The sequence below is a fragment of the Streptomyces sp. NPDC002886 genome, from assembly GCF_042888445.1.
Lineage (GTDB): Bacteria > Actinomycetota > Actinomycetes > Streptomycetales > Streptomycetaceae > Streptomyces.
The window spans coordinates 583,281-600,979 of record NZ_JBIAPV010000004.1 but is presented as its reverse complement, the minus strand read 5'-3'; the positions used below and the strand labels follow the sequence as shown (position 1 = coordinate 600,979).

The 17,699-nt window shown below is 73.0% G+C and carries 18 protein-coding genes and 2 pseudogenes; 13 read left to right on the top strand and 7 right to left on the bottom strand.

Annotated elements, in window-relative coordinates; all coding sequences use genetic code 11:
• The first annotated feature begins 19 nt into the window (after positions 1 to 19).
• Positions 20 to 1,987 carry an APC family permease gene (locus ACFYYB_RS21080; RefSeq protein ID WP_389436741.1) on the top strand — a complete coding sequence of 656 codons (1,968 nt, stop codon included), beginning with the start codon at positions 20 to 22 and terminating at the stop codon, positions 1,985 to 1,987.
• On the opposite strand, the gene ACFYYB_RS21075 is transcribed toward ACFYYB_RS21080, so the two are convergent.
• Positions 1,878 to 3,128, bottom strand: a complete 1,251-nt coding sequence (locus ACFYYB_RS21075) for a helix-turn-helix domain-containing protein (protein WP_389436740.1) — start codon at positions 3,126 to 3,128, stop codon at positions 1,878 to 1,880. The two genes, ACFYYB_RS21080 and ACFYYB_RS21075, sit on opposite strands and share 110 nt — an antisense overlap.
• Positions 3,129 to 3,271: 143 nt before the next feature.
• Here ACFYYB_RS21075 and ACFYYB_RS21070 point away from each other — a divergent pair, with 143 nt between their 5' ends.
• Together ACFYYB_RS21070 and ACFYYB_RS21065 are read left to right on the top strand one after the other, a co-directional pair.
• Complete coding sequence (locus ACFYYB_RS21070) at positions 3,272 to 3,835, top strand: TetR/AcrR family transcriptional regulator (RefSeq protein ID WP_389436739.1); 564 nt, start codon at positions 3,272 to 3,274, stop codon at positions 3,833 to 3,835.
• A 108-nt stretch (positions 3,836 to 3,943) separates the two neighbouring features.
• Positions 3,944 to 4,588, top strand: coding sequence for a DUF6461 domain-containing protein (locus ACFYYB_RS21065; RefSeq protein ID WP_389436738.1), 645 nt, complete (start codon positions 3,944 to 3,946; stop codon positions 4,586 to 4,588).
• 9 nt (positions 4,589 to 4,597) lie between these two features.
• On the opposite strand, the gene ACFYYB_RS21060 is transcribed toward ACFYYB_RS21065, so the two are convergent.
• A complete protein-coding gene (locus tag ACFYYB_RS21060) occupies positions 4,598 to 4,816 on the bottom strand; it encodes a hypothetical protein (RefSeq protein ID WP_389436737.1) in 219 nt (72 codons plus the stop codon).
• Positions 4,817 to 5,000: 184 nt separating this feature from the next.
• Between ACFYYB_RS21060 and ACFYYB_RS21055 the strand changes: the two genes are divergently transcribed.
• Positions 5,001 to 5,954 carry a DUF4304 domain-containing protein gene (locus ACFYYB_RS21055; RefSeq protein ID WP_389436735.1) on the top strand — a complete coding sequence of 318 codons (954 nt, stop codon included), beginning with the start codon at positions 5,001 to 5,003 and terminating at the stop codon, positions 5,952 to 5,954.
• A 53-nt stretch (positions 5,955 to 6,007) separates the two neighbouring features.
• Here ACFYYB_RS21055 and ACFYYB_RS21050 read toward each other — a convergent pair whose 3' ends face one another.
• Together ACFYYB_RS21050 and ACFYYB_RS21045 are read right to left on the bottom strand one after the other, a co-directional pair.
• Entirely contained in the window at positions 6,008 to 6,151 is a 144-nt protein-coding gene (locus ACFYYB_RS21050; protein WP_389437249.1) for a hypothetical protein, read from the bottom strand.
• Between the two features lie 38 nt (positions 6,152 to 6,189).
• Positions 6,190 to 6,333: pseudogene (locus ACFYYB_RS21045) on the bottom strand (LysR family transcriptional regulator); the annotation flags it as partial.
• Positions 6,334 to 6,602: 269 nt separating this feature from the next.
• Here ACFYYB_RS21045 and ACFYYB_RS21040 point away from each other — a divergent pair.
• From ACFYYB_RS21040 to ACFYYB_RS21010, 7 genes and pseudogenes are all read left to right on the top strand, one after another.
• Positions 6,603 to 6,737 (top strand): annotated as a pseudogene (locus ACFYYB_RS21040) (helix-turn-helix domain-containing protein); the annotation flags it as partial.
• 235 nt (positions 6,738 to 6,972) lie between these two features.
• On the top strand, positions 6,973 to 7,371 hold the full coding sequence (locus ACFYYB_RS21035) for a hypothetical protein (protein WP_389436734.1): 399 nt from the start codon (positions 6,973 to 6,975) through the stop codon (positions 7,369 to 7,371).
• Positions 7,368 to 8,147: a transcriptional regulator gene (locus tag ACFYYB_RS21030; RefSeq protein ID WP_389436733.1), complete on the top strand. Its 780-nt coding sequence runs from the start codon at positions 7,368 to 7,370 to the stop codon at positions 8,145 to 8,147. Before ACFYYB_RS21035 ends, ACFYYB_RS21030 begins: the two co-directional genes overlap by 4 nt.
• A gap of 71 nt (positions 8,148 to 8,218) precedes the next feature.
• Positions 8,219 to 8,635, top strand: a complete 417-nt coding sequence (locus ACFYYB_RS21025) for a roadblock/LC7 domain-containing protein (protein ID WP_389436732.1) — start codon at positions 8,219 to 8,221, stop codon at positions 8,633 to 8,635.
• 116 nt (positions 8,636 to 8,751) lie between these two features.
• Positions 8,752 to 9,126, top strand: coding sequence for a hypothetical protein (locus ACFYYB_RS21020; RefSeq protein ID WP_389436731.1), 375 nt, complete (start codon positions 8,752 to 8,754; stop codon positions 9,124 to 9,126).
• 161 nt (positions 9,127 to 9,287) lie between these two features.
• Positions 9,288 to 12,878, top strand: coding sequence for a CDP-glycerol glycerophosphotransferase family protein (locus ACFYYB_RS21015; RefSeq protein ID WP_389436729.1), 3,591 nt, complete (start codon positions 9,288 to 9,290; stop codon positions 12,876 to 12,878).
• A 126-nt stretch (positions 12,879 to 13,004) separates the two neighbouring features.
• A complete protein-coding gene (locus tag ACFYYB_RS21010) occupies positions 13,005 to 13,487 on the top strand; it encodes a VOC family protein (RefSeq protein ID WP_389436728.1) in 483 nt (160 codons plus the stop codon).
• 63 nt (positions 13,488 to 13,550) lie between these two features.
• On the opposite strand, the gene ACFYYB_RS21005 is transcribed toward ACFYYB_RS21010, so the two are convergent.
• Together ACFYYB_RS21005 and ACFYYB_RS21000 are read right to left on the bottom strand one after the other, a co-directional pair.
• On the bottom strand, positions 13,551 to 14,291 hold the full coding sequence (locus tag ACFYYB_RS21005; RefSeq protein ID WP_389436726.1) for an NAD-dependent deacetylase: 741 nt from the start codon (positions 14,289 to 14,291) through the stop codon (positions 13,551 to 13,553).
• A gap of 46 nt (positions 14,292 to 14,337) precedes the next feature.
• Complete coding sequence (locus ACFYYB_RS21000) at positions 14,338 to 15,156, bottom strand: aminoglycoside N(3)-acetyltransferase (protein WP_389437225.1); 819 nt, start codon at positions 15,154 to 15,156, stop codon at positions 14,338 to 14,340.
• Between the two features lie 153 nt (positions 15,157 to 15,309).
• Between ACFYYB_RS21000 and ACFYYB_RS20995 the strand changes: the two genes are divergently transcribed.
• Together ACFYYB_RS20995 and ACFYYB_RS20990 are read left to right on the top strand one after the other, a co-directional pair.
• On the top strand, positions 15,310 to 16,188 hold the full coding sequence (locus ACFYYB_RS20995; RefSeq protein ID WP_389436725.1) for an ATP-grasp domain-containing protein: 879 nt from the start codon (positions 15,310 to 15,312) through the stop codon (positions 16,186 to 16,188).
• A gap of 76 nt (positions 16,189 to 16,264) precedes the next feature.
• A complete protein-coding gene (locus ACFYYB_RS20990; RefSeq protein WP_389436724.1) occupies positions 16,265 to 17,143 on the top strand; it encodes a GNAT family N-acetyltransferase in 879 nt (292 codons plus the stop codon).
• A 37-nt stretch (positions 17,144 to 17,180) separates the two neighbouring features.
• Here ACFYYB_RS20990 and ACFYYB_RS20985 read toward each other — a convergent pair whose 3' ends face one another.
• Positions 17,181 to 17,624 (bottom strand): subtilase-type protease inhibitor, encoded by a 444-nt coding sequence (locus tag ACFYYB_RS20985; RefSeq protein ID WP_389436723.1) that lies wholly within the window; start codon positions 17,622 to 17,624, stop codon positions 17,181 to 17,183.
• Positions 17,625 to 17,699: the final 75 nt, after the last annotated feature.

The following is a 17,699-nucleotide window of genomic DNA, read 5'->3' as shown; positions in this document are numbered from 1 at the left end:
TTTGGCTGATCATGCCTGAATGAGGCGTATCAATGCGAAACGTGTGCTGGTCGGCGAACCGCTCGACACCGCGCGTCTGGGCGAGACCCTGCTGCCCAAACGGCTCGCGCTCCCGATCTTCTGCAGCGACCCGCTCTCCTCCGTGGCGTACGCCACCGAGGAGATCCTGCTGATCCTCGCCCTCGGCGGGGTCGCGCTGCTCCACCTCGCCTGGTACGCGGCCGCCGCCATCGTGTTCCTGCTCGTGGTCGTCGTCGCCTCCTACCGGCAGACCTGTTACGCCTACCCGGGCGGCGGCGGCGCCTACATCGTCAGCTCCAAGAACCTCGGCCAGACCGCCGCCCTCACCGCCGCGAGCGCCCTGCTCGTCGACTACGTCATGACCGTCGCCGTCTCCGTGGTCTCCGGCGTCGCCGCCATCACCTCCGCCATCCCCTCCCTCTCCGACCACGAAGTCCCCCTGTCGGTGGGTTTCGTGGTGCTGCTGACCCTCATGAACCTGCGCGGGGTACGGGAATCCGGCCGGGTCTTCGCCGTCCCCACCTACGGCTTCGTCCTCGTCATCTACCTGATGTTCGCGGTGGCCGCCTACCGGCTCGCGACCGGCGACGCGATCCGCGCCGAATCCGCTGACCTGCCGATCACCGCCGAGGGCAACTACGCCGGTCTCGCGGTGGTGCTCCTCGCCCTGCGGGCCTTCGCCTCCGGCTGTACCGCGCTCACGGGCGTCGAGGCCATCAGCAACGGCGTCCCCGCCTTCCAGAAGCCGAAGAGCAAGAACGCGGCGACCACCCTCGCCGCCATGGGCGTGCTCGCCGTCACCATGTTCGCCGGGATCACCGTCCTCGCCATGAGCTACAAGGTGCACGTGGCCGCGGACCCGACCGAGCTGGGCCTGGCCCCCGGAACCCCGATGTCCACCGCGCTCGCCCAGATCGGCCGGGCCACCTTCGGCAGCTGGCACTTCATGTTCTACCTGCTGCAGGCCGTCACGGCCGGCGTGCTGATCCTCGCCGCCAACACGGCCTTCAACGGGTTCCCGATGCTCGCCTCGATCCTCGCCAAGGACCGGTACGTGCCCCGCCAGCTCTTCAACCGCGGCGACCGGCTCGTCTACTCCAACGGCGTCGTCCTGCTGGCCCTCGCCGCCATCGGCCTGATCGTCGCCTTCGACGCCCAGCTGACCCGCCTCATCCAGCTCTACATCATCGGCGTCTTCGTCTCCTTCACCCTCTCCCAGGCGGGCATGGTCCGGCACTGGCAGCAGGAGCTCGCCTCCCCGGAGACCCGCAAGGAGGAGCGGATCCACATCCACCGCCGGCTCGCCATCAACGCGGTCGGCGCCACCATGACCTTCGTGGTCCTGGTCATCGTCCTGATCACCAAGTTCACCCACGGGGCCTGGCTCGTCGTCATCGCGATGCCGCTGCTCTTCATCGGCATGAAGGGCGTACGCCGCCACTACGACACCGTGGCCCGCGAACTCGCCGTCGCCCCCGGGGTCAAACCCCGCAAGCCCGCCCGCCACCACGTCGTCGTCCTCGTCGCGTCCGTGCACGCCCCCACGCTCAAGGCCCTCGGCTTCGCCATGGGGCTGCGCCCCGACACCCTGACGGCCGTCTCGGTGGCCGCCGACGAGGAGAGCGCGAACCGGCTGCGCGCGGACTGGGCGGACCACGACCCGGGCATCCCGCTCAAGGTGCTGCACTCCCCGTACCGCGAGGTGGTCGGACCCGTGCTGGCCTACGTACAGGAGCAGGCGGCCGCCGAGGGCACGGACATGCTCTCCGTGGTCATCCCGGAGTACGTGGTCGGGCACTGGTGGGAGCAGCCCCTGCACAACCAGAACGCGCTGCGGCTCAAGGCGCGCCTGCTGTTCACGCCCGGGGTCGCGGTGATCGACGTGCCGTACCTGCTGGAGTCCGCGAGGTCGGAGGCGAAGGGGGAGCGTCAGGAGGGGGCGGGGACCCGGCCGGGCGCTGGGTGACCGCCGTGTGGGCCAGCGCCAGTTCCACGACGTGGGCGGGATCGGCCAGCGAGCGGCCGGTGAGCTGCTCCAGGCGGCGCAGCCGGTTCGAGACGGTGTTGCGGTGGCAGTACAGCCGCTGGGCGGCGTACGTGGTCGAACCCCGGCAGAGCAGCCAGGTGCCCAGGGTGGTCAGCAGCACCCTGCGGTCCTCCGGGGCCAGCGCCAGGACCGGACCCAGCACCACCTGACGCAGCCGGCCCGCGAGCTCGGGCTCGGCCGCGACCAGCGCCGCCGGCAGCCGCTCGTCCAGCAGGGCGGTGTGCGGGCCGTCGGCTCCCGGCGCCGCGCGCAGCGCGAGGACGGCCAGCCGGCGGGCCCCGGCCAGCTCGCCCGGAGTCTCCACCACCGGGCTCACCCCGGCCCGTAAGCCGAGGGGCGCGAGCAGATCGGTCACGGAGGCGAGCGGCAGCCGGCCCAGGTCCACCAGGCCGGTCTCCCCGTCGGCCCGGATCCGCCACAGCACGCGCGGGGCGCCCCCGGCCGCGACCGTCCCCGCGCCGTCCCCGGAGTCGAGGACCACCACGGCGAAGCGGCCGCGCTCCGGCAGCCCGAGCCGCCGCGCCGACTCGGCGGACCGGCCCGCGGGACCGCCGCCGTCGAACAGGGCGTCGAGCAGGGCCCCCCGCAGCTCCCGCTCGCGGTCGCCGCGCACCGCGTCGGCCCGGCGGTAGGACTCGGCCGTCGCGTCCGCCATCCGGTCGACCACGTCCCACAGTGCGGGCGCCCCGGGCAGCAGCCGGGGCAGCGCCGCCCGGTCGTGGGCGGCGACGGCCTCGGTCAGGACCTGCCACAGCAGCCGGCCGGTGAGCCGGTGGACACGCAGCAGGGAGTCCAGGGGCAGCCCCTGCCGGGCGCGGAGCTCCCCGTCGGCGCGGGCCTCGGCAAGCTCGAGCGGCAGGCCGCGGGCCTCGCGGAGCAGGCCGTCGACGGCCTGGCGGAGCAGGTGGTGGACCCGCTCGCGCAGTGCGGCCCGGCCCAGCAGGGCGACGTAGACGGCGCAGGCCGGGTCCCCGTCCGGCGCCCGGTCGGCGAGCCGCTCGGCCGCCACGGCGATCCGGCGGTCCAGGTCCTCGCGTATCTCCCCGATGATCCGCTCCATGACGGGCAGGGTGGCACGTCGCGGGGGGTGCTGGGGAGGGCCTCGACGAGGCGGTGTCCGCTAGCGTGTCCGAAGCACTGCGCGTGCAGTGCATATGCGGCGGTCATACCGGCAGCCACGTCCACACCGTCAGGGATCCACCCATGCGCCAGAATCCCGAGCGCCGCGCCGCGCTGCTCGACGCCGCCATCGAAGTCCTCGCCCGCGAGGGCTCGCGGGGGCTGACCCTGCGCGCGGTGGACACGGAGGCCGGGGTTCCGACCGGCACCTCCTCCAACTACTTCGCGAACCGCGCCCAGCTCCTGGTGCAGATCCTGCACCGCACCCGCGAGCGGCTGACCCCCGACCCGGCGGACCTGACGGGCCCGTTCGACACGAAGGTGCTGCTGCGCCGGCTCCTGGAGCGCATGCGCCGCGAGCGCAGCGTCCACACCGCGATGCTGGAACTGCGGCTGGAGGCCACCCGGCGACCCGAACTCCAGGAGGTGCTGGCCGGGTTCCAGGGCGCCGAACTGGAGGCGAACATCGCCTGGCACCTGGAGGCGGGACTGCCGGGGGACCGGCAGGGCGTGGTCCTGATCTACCTGGCCATGCTCGGGCTGATCGTGGACGACCTGACCGTGCCGGGGCTGCTGGACCCCCACGCGGTGGAAGGGCTCATCGACACGATGGTCGAACGCCTCCTCCCGGAGGGCCCCGCCGACTGACTATCGTGCCGGTAGGACTGCTTCCGGCAGGACCGTCACAACGGGCGGAACCGGCGGGACAGGTACGACCGGCTCGCATCGCGGAGATCGCGGGAGGGGACCGTGGCAATGGCGGACACGACGGGGCGGGCAACGGGCGAAAGCGCCCGCGGCCCGGGCGGCGGCATCCAGTGGCTGGCGGGCTGGAGCGCCTGGTACGTCGGCCTCACCTTCGCCCGGGGCATCGGCCCCGAGGAACTGGCCGTGCGGCTCGGCGCCCTGCCGGACCTGCGCCCCGGGCCGCTCGGGGCCATCGACGCGTGGAGCATGGTCACCGAGACCCTGGACGGCGACGGCGTGGCCCGGGTCGGGAGCTGGGGCGGCTGGTCCTTCGCCGTGGAGCACGGAGTGCCCGCCGGGGCGCACCGCCTCGCGGAGGTCTCCGGCTCCGGGGTCGAGGCCGTGTACCTCGACCCGCAGCCCGATCACCCGCCCAAGCAGTTCGCGTACGCCCGGGACGGCGAGCTGGTCTGCTGTTTCGGCATCGGCGAGGAGCACTGGCGCGGCGGCCACCGGCCCGATTTCCTCCTGCCGGAGCTGGTCGAGGCCAAGATCCTCACCCCGGACGGCTGCTACGCCCGCCCCGAGGACGAACCGCACGAGGAGCGCGACCGCCTCACCCTCGCCGTACTGGAACACCGCTTCGCGCTGTCCCTGCCCCGCCGCCTCGTCGAGGAGACCCCCCTCCCGGCCTTCGTGACCTGCACGCAGTAGGCCGTCGGCTCAGCCGGCGTGGTCCCGGATCACCCGGCGGGCCGGCACGGCGCGGGCCGGAGCCGGCTCGGCGGGTGCGTGTCGTCGACGCTGTGCCCGCGCCGGGCCGAGACCCTGCGCAGCCGCCCGGGCCGTCAGGGCGTTCAGGAACCAGTCGACGATGCTGCCGTGGTTCACCGAGCCCAGGACGGAGTGCCATTCGGCGAGGGACCGCAGGGCGCCGTGCATCAGGAACGAGGAGCGGACGTCGCCGTTCGCGCCCCGCCCGATCTCCTCCGCCGGCTGCTCCCCGTGGCGCCCGGCCAGCCGTGATCCGCGGTCCGCGAAGAATGGAGGGGTCCGTTCAGGCCACTGCGGCCGCCTGGGGATGGCCGGTTTTGGTCGGGAGGGTGCGTCTTGTGACACTACGGGGGTGAACGCGACCGAGTTGTTCCATCAGACGCTGCGCGAGCGGATCGCCCCGGCACTGCGCGACGCGGGTTTCACCGGAACGGGGCTGGAGTACCGGCTCCGCGCCGCCGAGCCCGACCACGCACTGCTCGGCTTCCAGCGGAGCGCTTCGTCCGGGCCCGCCGAATGCAGGTTCACCATCAACCTGCGCGCGGTCCCGTACGAGGAACACGAGGCCCTGCGGCGGCTGCGGCCGGCCCTCGGGACCCGGCTCAGCGCCAACCGGATCGGCCCCGTCGGCTGGCACGCCCGGATCGGACGCCTCCTCGGCCATCCGCACGACCACTGGTGGACCATCACCGACGAGCGCACCGCCGCCCGTGTCGCGGACGAGGTCACGGACGTGGTGCTGCGCCACGCCGTCCCCGCCCTGTGGGGCGAGGTGACCGACCGGCCGCCGCTGCCGGGGCCCGTGGTGGATCCGGTGCCCGACTGTCTGGACCCGGTGTGCCTGCGGGTGGACAGCGGTCCGTTCCCCGTCGCGAGCGGGGTGGCCCCCCTGCCCGTGGACCTGGAGGGCGCCCTCGTCCTGGAGACGGGCGAACGGCGCCGGGCCTCGCCCTTCCTCACCGTCCACGACGAGCTGACCGACACGGAAGCCCGGATCGTCATCGACGCGCCCTGGCGGCTGGAGCAGCCGCTCTTCGGCTCGGTCCGGGTCGGCATCGCCGCCGACGGCGACGTCCGGGTCTCCGCCAGCCCCGGCAGCATGCTCCCCGGCCATCCGCTGGCGCTCCTCGGCGAACTGGCCCTGTGCCGGATCAACACGGCCGAGGTCACCGGCAACGGCTCCCTGCGGCTCACCTTCGAGCAGGGCTCCCCGCGCGAGGCCTGCCTCACCGTCTCCGGCGCGCCGCACGCGCTGACGGTCGGCGAGCCCTGGCACATCGAGGGATGGACACCGGCCCGCATCTGATCCGGCCCGGCGCCGTGGGCGTCAGCCGCCGAGCTGCCGCGCCAAGTGCCGGATCATCGACTCGGTCGCCACGCGGCCGGCGCGGGCACGGTGAAGGGCTCCGCGGCCGAAGCGAAGGTGGCGACCCGCAACTGGCCCTCCCGCAGCCCCGCGATATCGCGCAGCGCCTCCTCCGCGGCCTCGATCTCGGTGAGCACGCGGGTGGCGTGGGATACCAGGGTGTGCCCGCGGGGGTCAGGCGTACGCTCCGACCGGAGCGCTCCAGCAACGGACAACCGGCCCGGCGTTCGAGCGCGGACAGCTGCTGGGAAGCGGCGGAGGCGGTGACATCGGCGCGCAGTGCGGCACCCGCGATGGTGCCCGTGCGTGCGACGTCCACGAGGAGCTTCGGGTTCCGGGGGGCGAGGCTTAGTTGATCTTATGCTCAGGTTTACGCGCGTCCGCTGGTTTTGAGGCCGGTGAGCGACTTTGATGGGTTTGCCAGGCCTCGTACCGGAGCAGGGGGGACCACTCATGGGTACCGAACACAGCCCGAAGGGCAGCGCGGAGACCGCCGCCAAGGCGGACGGCACGGACAGCGGCAGCCCCACCACCACCGCTCCCACCCTCATCGGTTCCGTACAGCGGGCGTTGCGGCTCGTGGAAGCGATGTACACGGAGGGCGGGGCGACCGCCAAGCGGCTCGCCCGGCTCACCGGAATCCCGTTGCCCACCGTGTACCACCTGCTGCGCACCCTCAGCCACGAGGGCTACGTACAGCGCGAGGGCGGATCCTTCCGGCTCTCGGACGATCTGCCGCTCGCCTCGTGACGGCGGTCCGCGCGCGGGCGGTTCGGGGCGCGTGTTCGAAGTTAGTGATCAAAATGTGTGGGGTTCCGGCCAAGCTGTCACGTGCCATCGCGCATGTTCCAGCGGAAAATGCCAGAACGCCCTTCCACAGTGTGGAACTTGAGTAAGTTCCCTTCTGTCGCGCCGTAGCCCGTGCACCACGCACGGTCCGGCCGGGAGGGGAGCCCGCGTGCCCGGGATCGACGAATGCCTGCTCGAAGCCATGGCCCTGCCTGGTGCCAGGGGGGCCGCGCTGGTCGACTGGAGCAGCGGACTGGCCCTCGGCACCGCCGGGGAATCACCGGTGGGGGACCACGAGACCACCGCTGCCGAGACCGCCGAACTGGCCCGGGCGGCCGCCGAGTACGAGTCCTTCGCCCCGGAGGGGACCGAGGCGCCGGACGGCGCCGGGCCGCCCGTGGAGGACCTGATCGTCACCACCCGGACCGGCTACCACGTGCTCCGCTTCGTCGAGACCAGCTTCGACAGCAGCGTGTTCCTGCACCTGTGGCTCGACCGGACCGACGGGAACCTCGCCCTGGCCCGGCACAGACTCCGGGCCCTGGCCGAGGAGCTGGTGCTGAAATGACCGCCGTCGCCACGGTCGCCGTCTCCCCACTGCTCACGCGGCTCGCCGCCGAGCGCGCGACCGGCGCCCTGTTCCGCGAGCGCGGCACGCTCTTCCTGGAAGACGGCCGCGTGGTGCACGCGGAGAGCCCGGCCACTCCCGGCCTCGAGGTCCTGCTCACCACCGGCGGCGGCCTCACCCACGAGCGCTGGACCGAAGCCGTGAACGAGGCCGGAGCCCGCCGGCAAGTCGCCCGGTTCCTCGTCGACAGCGGTGGGCTCGCCGGCGGCGAGCTGGAGATATGCCACCTCGCCGCCATCTTCGACGCCGCCTTCTTCGCACTCTCCCCGGGCAGCGGCCCCTCCCGCTTCCGGCGCGGGGCCACCCACTGGATCGGCTCCGTCCGTTCCGTTCCGGCCGCGGCCGTCGAGCGGGAGACCTGCCGCCGCCGGGAACTGCTCGACGCGGTCTGGCCCTATCCGCTGCTGGACACCTCCCCGGTCGTGCCCCGGGCCGCCGCCCCCGGGCAGACCGTCACCGCCCGCCAGCGGATCCTGCTCGACCTGGCCGACGGGGCGCGCACACCGGCGGACCTCGCCTGGGTGCTGGGCCGGCCGGCCTTTCACACCCTGCTCGACGTACGACGCCTCGCGGCGGCCGGGCTGGTCGAGACCCCGCACGCGCCGGCACCCGCCGCCGCGGCGGAGGCGCCGCTGCCCGACTGGATGACGCAGGCGCAGTCCCCGGACGTGGCGCTGCTGCGCCGGTTACGCGACGCACTGGAGGCAAGCCTGTGAGGCTCCCGCTGCGACCCGCCCAGCGCGGCGACCGTTCCGAGCGGCGGCAGTCCGAAAGGAGAAAGTCCGACATGAGTACGGTGCCCGCCGAAGCCGAGGCCGAGATACTCGCCGAGCTCCGCCGGCTGAGGGCCCGGGTCCCGCAGCTGGGCGGCGCCCTCGCCGCGAGCGTCGACGGCCTGGTCCTGGCCCACGACAGTGCCGCCGCCGAGGCGGAATCCGTCGCGGCGCTGACCGCCGCGGCCCTCGGAGTGGCCCAGCGCCTCAGCGACTGCACCGGGCAGGGCGGGTTCCGCGAGCTGCTCGTGCGCGGGGAGGGCGGCTACGTCGCCACCTACGCGGCGGGCGACGCGGCGGTGCTGACCCTGATCGCGGAGCCGCGCGTCAACGTCGGCCGGCTCCACCTGGAGGCCCGCCGTTCCAGCCTGCGCATAGCGGAGCTGATCGACCAGAGCCTCGGCCGCCGCGGCCCGGGTCCGGGCTCCTGACCCCGTAGGGCTGCCCGTGCCGCATCGCACCGCCCGCATCGCACCGCCGGAACCGTACTGACCGAACCGTTACCGACCGAAAACGTCCAGGACACCGAAGAGAAAAGAGAAAAGCCATGGCCAACGTGGAGACATCGCTCAAGGAAGCCACTACCACCATCGACGGCGTGCTCGGCGCCGCCCTGGTCGACTGCAGCAGCGGTATGGCCCTCGGCACCATCGGCGGCGGAAAGGACCTCGACCTCACGGTCGCCGCGGCAGGCAACACCGACGTGGTGCGGGCCAAGCTCCGCACGATGGAGATGCTCGGCCTGAAGGAGGAGATCGAGGACATCCTCATCACCCTCGGAAGCCAGTACCACCTGATCCGGCTCCTGAAGGGCCGGGGCTCCGCGGGGCTCTTCCTCTACCTCGCGCTCGACAAGACGCGGGCCAACCTCGCGATGGCACGGCACCAGCTGAAGAAGATTGAGGCGGAGCTGGAAGTCTGACCCGATGACGGCGAGGTGGCGGGCGGCTGAACTCATGGCCGCCCGCCCCGCAGCTTCTCACTTATGCCCGAGATGACCGAATTCTTATCATCTCGTTACAGCGTAGGATGCTGTAATCGGCTGATCATCAAAGTGTTATTGAGCTGGAGAACCCCCACCCCATGCCTCCGCGCCTGAGCATCGTCGTGCCCGTCTACAACGTCGAGCTCTACCTCGACGAGTGCCTGGAGTCCCTCGCGGCACAGACTTTCGGTGACTTCGAAGTCGTGCTCCTCGACGACGGCTCCACCGACGGCAGCGCGGCCCTGGCTCAGGCCTTCGTGGACCGGGACGACCGCTTCCGGCTGGTCCTCCAGAAGAACGCGGGACTCGGCGCGGCCCGCAACGCGGGCGCCCGCCACATCAGCCCCGACAGCGAGTTCCTGGCCTTCGTCGACAGTGACGACACCCTGCCGCCGAACGCCTACCAGCGCATGATCGACGCCCTCGACAAGACCGGCTCCGACTTCGCGGCCGGCAACGTCAAGCGCTTCCGCTCCGTCGGCATGCAGCAGGCCTGGGGACACAGGGTCCCCTTCGCCTCGACCCGGCTGAAGACCCACGTCTCGAAGTTCCCGGCGCTGGTCACCGACCGCACCGCGTGGAACAAGGTCTACCGGCGCAGCTTCTGGGACGAGCACGCCTTCCAGTACCCGGAAGGCATCCTCTACGAGGACGCCCCCGTCTCCATCCCCGCGCACTACCTCGCCAAGAGCGTCGACGTCATCGGCGAGTGCGTCTACCACTGGCGCGTCCGCGAGGCCGGTGAACGCTCCATCACCCAGCGGACCACCGATCCGGTCTCGGTCATCGACCGGGTCACCTCCATCCGGCTGGTCCGCGAGGCCCTCCAGCGCAAGCAGGACGCCGCGCACGCCCGCCACCTGCGCGACTACGACCGCAACCTGCTGACCGAGGAACTCCAGCTCATCTACAAGTTCGTTCCCGAAGGCGGCGCGGATTTCCGTGCGACGTTCGCCAAGGAGGTCGGCGCCCTCATCCGGGAGATGGGCTCCGGAACCTGGGCCGACCTGCCGGTCGGGGACCGGCTCAAGGCCTACCTCGCGGAACAGGGCCGGGTCGAGGAGTTCGTGGCCCTCATACGCCACCAGCGCGCGTTCCACCACAGCCTGCCGGTCAAGGGGCTGGCCCGCCCCCAGGCCGACTACCCCTTCCTCAAGGCGCCGGTTCCCGCGAAGGTCCTCGCCGTCGGCCCGAGCGAACGACACGTCATCAGCCGCGTGGAGCAGGTCCACTGGGCCGACGGCAAGCTGCTGCTGCGCGGCTACGCCGTGCCCGGACACCTGGGCGCCGAGAGCCGCCTCGGCTCGCGCAAGATGCTGGTCTTCCGCGAGCAGGGCAAGCGCAAGGCCAAGGGCAAGGGCAAGAACAAGCCCCGCCGGGCCGTGGTCACCACCCGTACCGTCGCCTCCCCCCTGGCCACGGCGAACTCCCCGCACCTCACCCTGCGCCACGCCGACTGGGCCGGATTCAGCGCCGCCATCGACGCCACCGCCTTCCAGACGAACGGCCAGTGGAACGAGGGCGTGTGGACCGGGTCCGTCATCGCCACCGGCGCCGGCGGTCTGCACCGCGAGCGGCTCTCCCACGGCGAGCACGACAGCGGACAGAACCCGCCCGTGCACTGGGTCGCCCCGGACGTGCGGATCGTGCCGAGCACCGGCGGTCTCTTCAGCGTCCAGGTCGAGATCGTCCGCGCCCGCGCCCTGGACGTCCGCCTGGACGGTGACGGCATCGAGGTGTCGGGCGAGCTCGCCGCCGAGGTCGGCGCCGGGGCCACCCTGCGCGCGCTGCACGCCTCCAGCCGGGCCGTGCTCAACCTCCCGATGGACACCGCTCCCGCGGTCGACGGCGGCCGGATCCCCTTCACCGTTCGGCTCCCGCTGGCCGATCTGGCCGCCGTCCCCACCTCCCCGGGCGCCCCCGGCCAGTGGGCCCCGAAGCCGTGGAACCTGACCGTGATCGGCGCCGACGGCGCGGAACACCGCCTGGCACAGGACGAGCGCGCCGGATTCGCCGGACTGGTCGTCCCGCTGCCCGGCGACGAGCCCGGACGGGCCCTCTTCGCCAAGCGCGGCACCACCGGACACCTCATCCTCTCGATCCAGCCCTCCCCGCCGCTGGTCGACACCGTCGAGACCGAGAACGGCGCCCTGACGCTCCGGGGCCGGTTCGTCGCGCCCCTGGACGAGCCCTACGAGCTGGTCCTGCACAATGCGTCCGGCACGGAGTTCAGCTATCCCGTGGCCTGTGACGGGGGCGCCTTCGAAGCCTCCTTCGAGCCGGTGTTCCCCGAGAACCACGCCGGCCGCGTCCCGCTGCCGCAGGGCCGCTGGTGGCCCACGCTGCGCCCGGTCTCCCAGGGCGGGGCCACGGCGAGCCTGCTCGGCGTCGACCGGGGCGTCCCGCTGCAGTTCGCCCCGACCGCCCTGTACTCCGGACCCCACGCCGTGACGACCCTGGGCCGCCGGATGCGCGTCGAATCGCGCCTCTACGACCGGCTCGTCCTGGTCGCCGATCCGATGCTCAGCCCGCACGACCGCTCGCGCTACGCGCAGCGGGTCGCGCGCGATGTCACGTACCCGGCGCAGCGGGCCCTCCCGCTCAAGGACGTCGTGCTCTACGACGCCTTCCAGGGGCACGGCGCCGGAGACTCGCCCCGCGCCATCCACGAGGAACTCCTGCGGCGCGGCGAGAAGCTCGACCACGTCTGGCTGGTGCGCGACGGCCGCGTCGAGGTCCCGGAGACCGCGCGCGCGGTCCAGTACGACGGCCTCGAATTCTGGGAGCTGCTCGCGCGGGCCAAGTACTACGTGGTCAACGACAGCGTGCCGCTCGCCTTCCGGCGCCGCCCCGGCCAGACCGTCGTACAGACGTGGCACGGAACGCCGCTGAAGCAGATCGGCCACGACTTCAACCACGACTACTACACCAGCCCCGCGGTGCTGGAGGCGCTGGAGCACGACAGCGCGCAGTGGTCGCTGCTCGCCTCCCCGGGCTCGTACGCCACGCCGGTCCTGAAGCGGGCGCTCGGCTACGACGGCGAGGTCATCGAGTCGGGCAGCCCGCGCACGGACGCCCTGGTGCGTCCCGACGCGGCGCGGATAGCGGAGGTCCGCCGGCGGCTCGGCCTGCCGGAGGGCAAGAAGGTCGTCCTCTACCTCCCCACGTGGCGGGAGAACCGCGAGGGCTGGACGCTCACCTCCGGCTACAAGCTCGACCAGCGGATCGACCTCGACGCGGCCCGGCGCGAGCTCGGCGAGGACCACGTCCTGCTGCTCCGCAGCCACCACAAGGTCACCGAGCAGGTGTGCGAAGGCGCCCGCGACGGGTTCGTCGTCGACGTGTCGCGCTGGCCCGACACCACCGACCTGCTGCTCGTCGCCGACGTACTGATCTCGGACTATTCCTCCGCGATCTTCGACTTCGCGCACACCGACCGGCCGGTCCTGCTCTTCACGTACGACCTGGAGCACTACCGCGACACCCTCCGCGGCTTCAGCTTCGACCTGGAGAAGAAGGCCCCGGGCCCGCTGCTCAGGGATTCGGCGAGCCTGATCGAGGCCGTGCGCAACGCGGACGCGGTGGGCGCGCGGTACGCGCAGGCGCGTGCGGCGTTCCGCGAGGAGTTCTGCGACCTGGACGACGGCCAGGCGGCCCGCCGGATCGTCGATCGCATGCTCGAGAGGTAACCCGCGGGAGTGTTCTCCAGACGGGATGCGAACCGGTCCCGGCCCCACCGATGAGTTTCGGGGCCGGGGCCGGTCTGTATCTGCGGGCCGGATTCCCCGCCCCCCCCGCACACTCCGGAGGCAGTCATGGCGAGCAACCCCTTCACCACGTGTCTGTGGTTCGACGGCGCGGCGGAGGCCGCAGCCGACTACTACCTGTCGGTCTTCAAGGACGGCAAGATCGGCCGCGTGGGCCTTTTCCCCGAGCACGGCGGCGGCGTGGTGGGCGAGGTCATGGTCGTCGAGTTCGAGGTCAACGGCCAGAAGTTCGTCGGGCTCAACGGCGGCCCGCAGTTCCCCTTCACCGAGGCCGTTTCCTTCCAGATCAACTGCGCCGACGACGCCGAGGCGGACTACTACTACGAGGCGCTGACCGCCGACGGCGGCCAGGAATCCGCCTGCGGCTGGGTCAAGGACAAGTTCGGGCTGTCCTGGCAGGTCATCCCGGCCGGGGCCATCGACCTGATCTCCGACCCGGACCCGGGGCGGGCCGGCCGGGCGACGGCCGCGATGATGAAGATGAAGAAGCTCGACGTGGCGGAGATGCGACGGGCGGCGGACGCGGGCTGACACGGCCCGGCGCGCGGGCCCGTGCCGGCCGGTGGGCCCGTGCCGGCCGGTGGACCCGCGCGGCTAGAGGCGTGCGCCTTCCGAGGCGATCCGTGCCAGCAGGGCGGGCAGTGCCGTCCCGATGGGCTCGCGGATCACCTCGTCGGCGAGGGGGTCGTACGGGGTCTCCTGCGCGTTCACGATGATCAGGCGGGCCCCGGCCTCCGCGGCCATTGCGGCCAGCGAGGCCGCGGGCTGCACCTGGAGCGTCGAGCCCACGGCCACGAAGACCTGGCACCCCTTGGCGACCGCGACCGCCTGCGCCAGCACCTCGGGGTCCAGCCGCTCCCCGAACATCACGGTCGCCGCCTTCAGGATCCCGCCGCACGCCAGGCAGGCCGGATCCGGCTCCCCGGCGGCGACCCGGGCCAGCGCCTCGTCCATACCGGTACGGGCACGACAGGCCGTGCACACCACCGCCCGCGCCGTGCCGTGCAGCTCGAACACCTTCCGCGCGGTGGTCCCGGCCAGCTGGTGCAGCCCGTCCACGTTCTGGGTGATCACCCGCAGCGGGATCCCGGCACGCTCCAGATCGGCGACGGCGAGGTGCGCGGCGTTCGGCCGCGCCCCCAGGGCGCCGATCTCGGCGCGCATCAGCCAGGACCGGCGCCGGATCTCCGGATCGGCCATGTAGGGCGCGTAGGTCACGAGCTTCTCGGCGTCGGGCTCCCGCCGCCACAAACCCTGCGGCCCCCGGTAGTCGGGAATTCCCGAATCGGTGGACATCCCGGCCCCACTGAACACTGCGACGAGCGGCTTTCCCATGCGCCGAGCCTAGGGAGCGGGCGGGCTCTTCTCCACAGGGTTTCGCTCAGCCCGACGCGGGCGACCGCACGTTCGTGTCCGTGTCCGTGTCCGCGCCCGCGCCCGCGTCCAGGAGCTCCTGGAGGCGCGGGACCGCGAAGTCCACGAGGGCGGCCACCGGAAGGAGGCGGCAGACCGCGCCACCCACCTCGGACTCCGCGATGCCCGCATGGCGTTCGAAATCGGCGCCGAGGACCGGGAAGTGGGTGTCGTTGTCGTTGCCCACGTCCGGGGTTTCGACCCAGACCCGCTCCCCGGCCACCTCCATCGGGAACCGCCGCAGCCTCAGCCGGGGCCGCGGCACCAGGGACTCGACGTAGTGCAGAAACGAGTTGCGGTTGTGGCCGACGCCGATCAGCAGGATGTGCGCGCCCAGGTCGTGCAGCCGGCCGAACGGAGAGGTGCGGCCCAGGGCGAAGCCCAGCGACTGCCCGGCCGTCACCTCCGCGGCCCGGGCGCCCACCGCCGCCACCGAAGCCTGCGGATGTCCGCTGCGCAGGCTCTCGGGCAGGGACCGCAGGGCCTCCGGTACGGCGCCGAGGGCGCGGGTGACCGGCAGATCCGGCCGGAACAGCGGCACCGCCGCCCGCCGCGCCGCGACCGCCGCGTCGGGCACGCCCCCGTGCTCCGGGTCCGGATCGGCCACCTCCCAGGTGAAGGCCGGGACGGCCACCGTCCCGGCCGCCCCCACCGCCTCGCGCAGGCTCGCCACCACCGTCGCCGCCCCGCCGTCCACCCGCCCGAGCGCGGACAGCGAGGCGTGCACCATGAGCGCCATGCCCTCGCCGACGCCGGCCGTCCGCCAGCCCGTGACCAGCCCGTCCATCCCGAGCACGTGCACCCTCCCGCTCTCCCGCCGGCTCCGATCCCGGTGGCCCGTACCGCCGACGGTTGCCGGGGCCACCGAGATCAGATCATCCCGGCGGGCGCCCTGGTCATCCGGCCCCCGCCTCCGCGCCGGAATCCGTAGGGTGGCCGCATGCCGACCACCGTCCTGTACTGCTCCGATCCGCTGAACGGGCGCCGCGCCGACGCCCACTTCGCCGAGGAGGCCCGCGCCGTGCGCGACGCCGGGGGCGGCATCGGGCTCATCGATCACGACGCCCTGCTCGCCGGGGACGCCGGCCGGGCCGTGGCCGGGGTCCCCGCCGGGACGGGGGCGCTCTGGTACCGGGGCTGGATGATTCCGGCGGGCCGGTACGCCGACCTCGACGCGGCCCTGCGCGAGCGCGGCGCCGCACTGCGCGTCACCCCGGAGGCGTACCGACGCGCCCACGAACTCCCCGGCTGGTACGAGGCGTTCGCCGGACTCACCCCGCCCAGCCGCTGGCTGGCGACATCCCCGGGGAAGACCCCGGAACCGGCCCGGCTCGCGGACGCCGCCGCGGCCCTCCCCTCGCGCGCCGGCATCGTCAAGGACTACGTCAAGTCCCGCAAACACGAGTGGGCCGAGGCCTGCCACCTCCCCGACCTCACGGACCGGACCGCCGTCCACCGCGTGGTGAACCGGTTCGTGGAACTCCAGGGCGAGGACCTGGCCGGCGGGGTGGTGCTGCGCGCCTTCGAAGAGTTCACGGCGGCCGAGGGCGAGGCCGGCGAGGCACGGGTCTGGTGGCGCGACGGCGAGCCCCGGCTGGTCACCGCCCACCCCGACAGCCCGTACGCCGTCGCCCCGGCGCCGGACCTGACGCCCGTGCGGGCCGCCGTCGCGGAGCTCGGCTGCGCCTTCGTCACCACGGACCTGGCGCTGCGCGCGGACGGCGTGTGGCGGGTCGTGGAAGTGGGCGACGGGCAGGTGAGCGATCTGCACCGGGATGCCGATCGCACGGCGTTCGCCCGTCTCCTGACGGGTCGTTGAGCCCGGCCTGGGCGCGGGCCGGGGTGCGGGCTGGGACGCGGGCCGGGGCGCGGGCGGATCTGGTACAACATCGGGCATGACGGGACTCGCTGGATTCGAGATCAACGGCGCGAGCGTCGCCGACCTGGCGCTCATCCGGGACTGGGCCGATGAGGAGGGCTGGAATCCCGGGGACTCCGACCGGTTCGCCTTCGCCGTCGCCGATCCGGGCGGATTCCTCGTCGGGCGGCTCCGCGGGGAGCCCGTCGCCTGCATCTCGGCCGTCCGGTACGGGGCCGGATTCGGCTTCATCGGCTTTTACATCGCCCGTCCCGACGTCCGTGGCCAGGGGTACGGGATCCGGCTGTGGAAGGCCGGAATGGAGCGGCTCGACGGACGGCTCGTCGGGCTGGACGGGGTGGTGGAGCAGCAGGACAACTACCGCAAGTCCGGCTTCCGCTCGGCCTGGAACAACGTCCGCCACGAGGGGGTGCCGCAGGCGGCCGGGCTGCCCGGCACAGGAAGCGAGGAGGCCGCGCCCGGGGTGCGGATCGTGGACGCCGCCACCCTGCCCTTCGGGCAACTCGCCGCGTACGACCGGAGGTTCTTCCCCGCGCCGCGCGACGCCTTCCTCGCGGCCTGGGTCGGGCTGCCCGGCCGCACCGCCCTCGCCGCCGTCCGGGACGGCCGGATCGAGGGACTCGGCGTCGTCCGGCCGAGCAGCGGCGCCTCCCGGATCGGCCCGCTCTACGCGGCCGACCCGGCCGTCGCCGCCGCGCTACTGCTCCGGCTCGCGGAGCGGACGCCCGACGGCCTGGTGGCCGTGGACGTGCCGGACGCCCATCCGCGAGCCGCCGCCCTGCTGGGCGGACTGGGCCTGACCCCGACGTTCGAAACCGCCCGGATGTACACGGGCCCGCAGCCGGACCTCGACCTGACCGGCATGTACGGGGTCACGAGCCTGGAACTGGGCTGATCCCGAAGCGGGGCCGATCCCCGAAGCCGGCCCGAGCTCAGATGGCGAAGAGCGTGCCGACGCTGTTCCACAGGGCGCATGGGTTCGCGTAGGTGTAGGAGTAGCTCATCCGGCGGCCCTGCCACACGCCGTCGGCGGTGACGGTCACCGGGCTCCACTCCCGGGTACACGCCGCGTCGGGGCGCGGCTCGGCCAGCGCGTCCAGCTCGGGTGCGTTGGCCCGTAACTCGGCGCACGCCGCGTCCGGGGCCGGGTGGGTTCCGCCGGGCCGGGGCGCGCAGACCAGGGTGACCGCGCGCAGCACCGTACCGCTCGCCGCGTCGTCGCCGTCGGTGACGCTCATGACGAGCGCGGACGGGGCGTACAGGCTTTCGCCGCCGGCGGGCGCGGCTCCGGCGATGCCGGAGCCCGTCAGGGCGGTGAGGGCGGTGAGCCCCATGGCGGCGGACGACAGTCCCAGGGTCCTGGTGACGGATCGCATGTCGAACACTCCTCGCGTCGTTGCGTCGGATAACGGACGCGAGTCTTGCCCATGCGGAACCGGAACGCCCGTTCG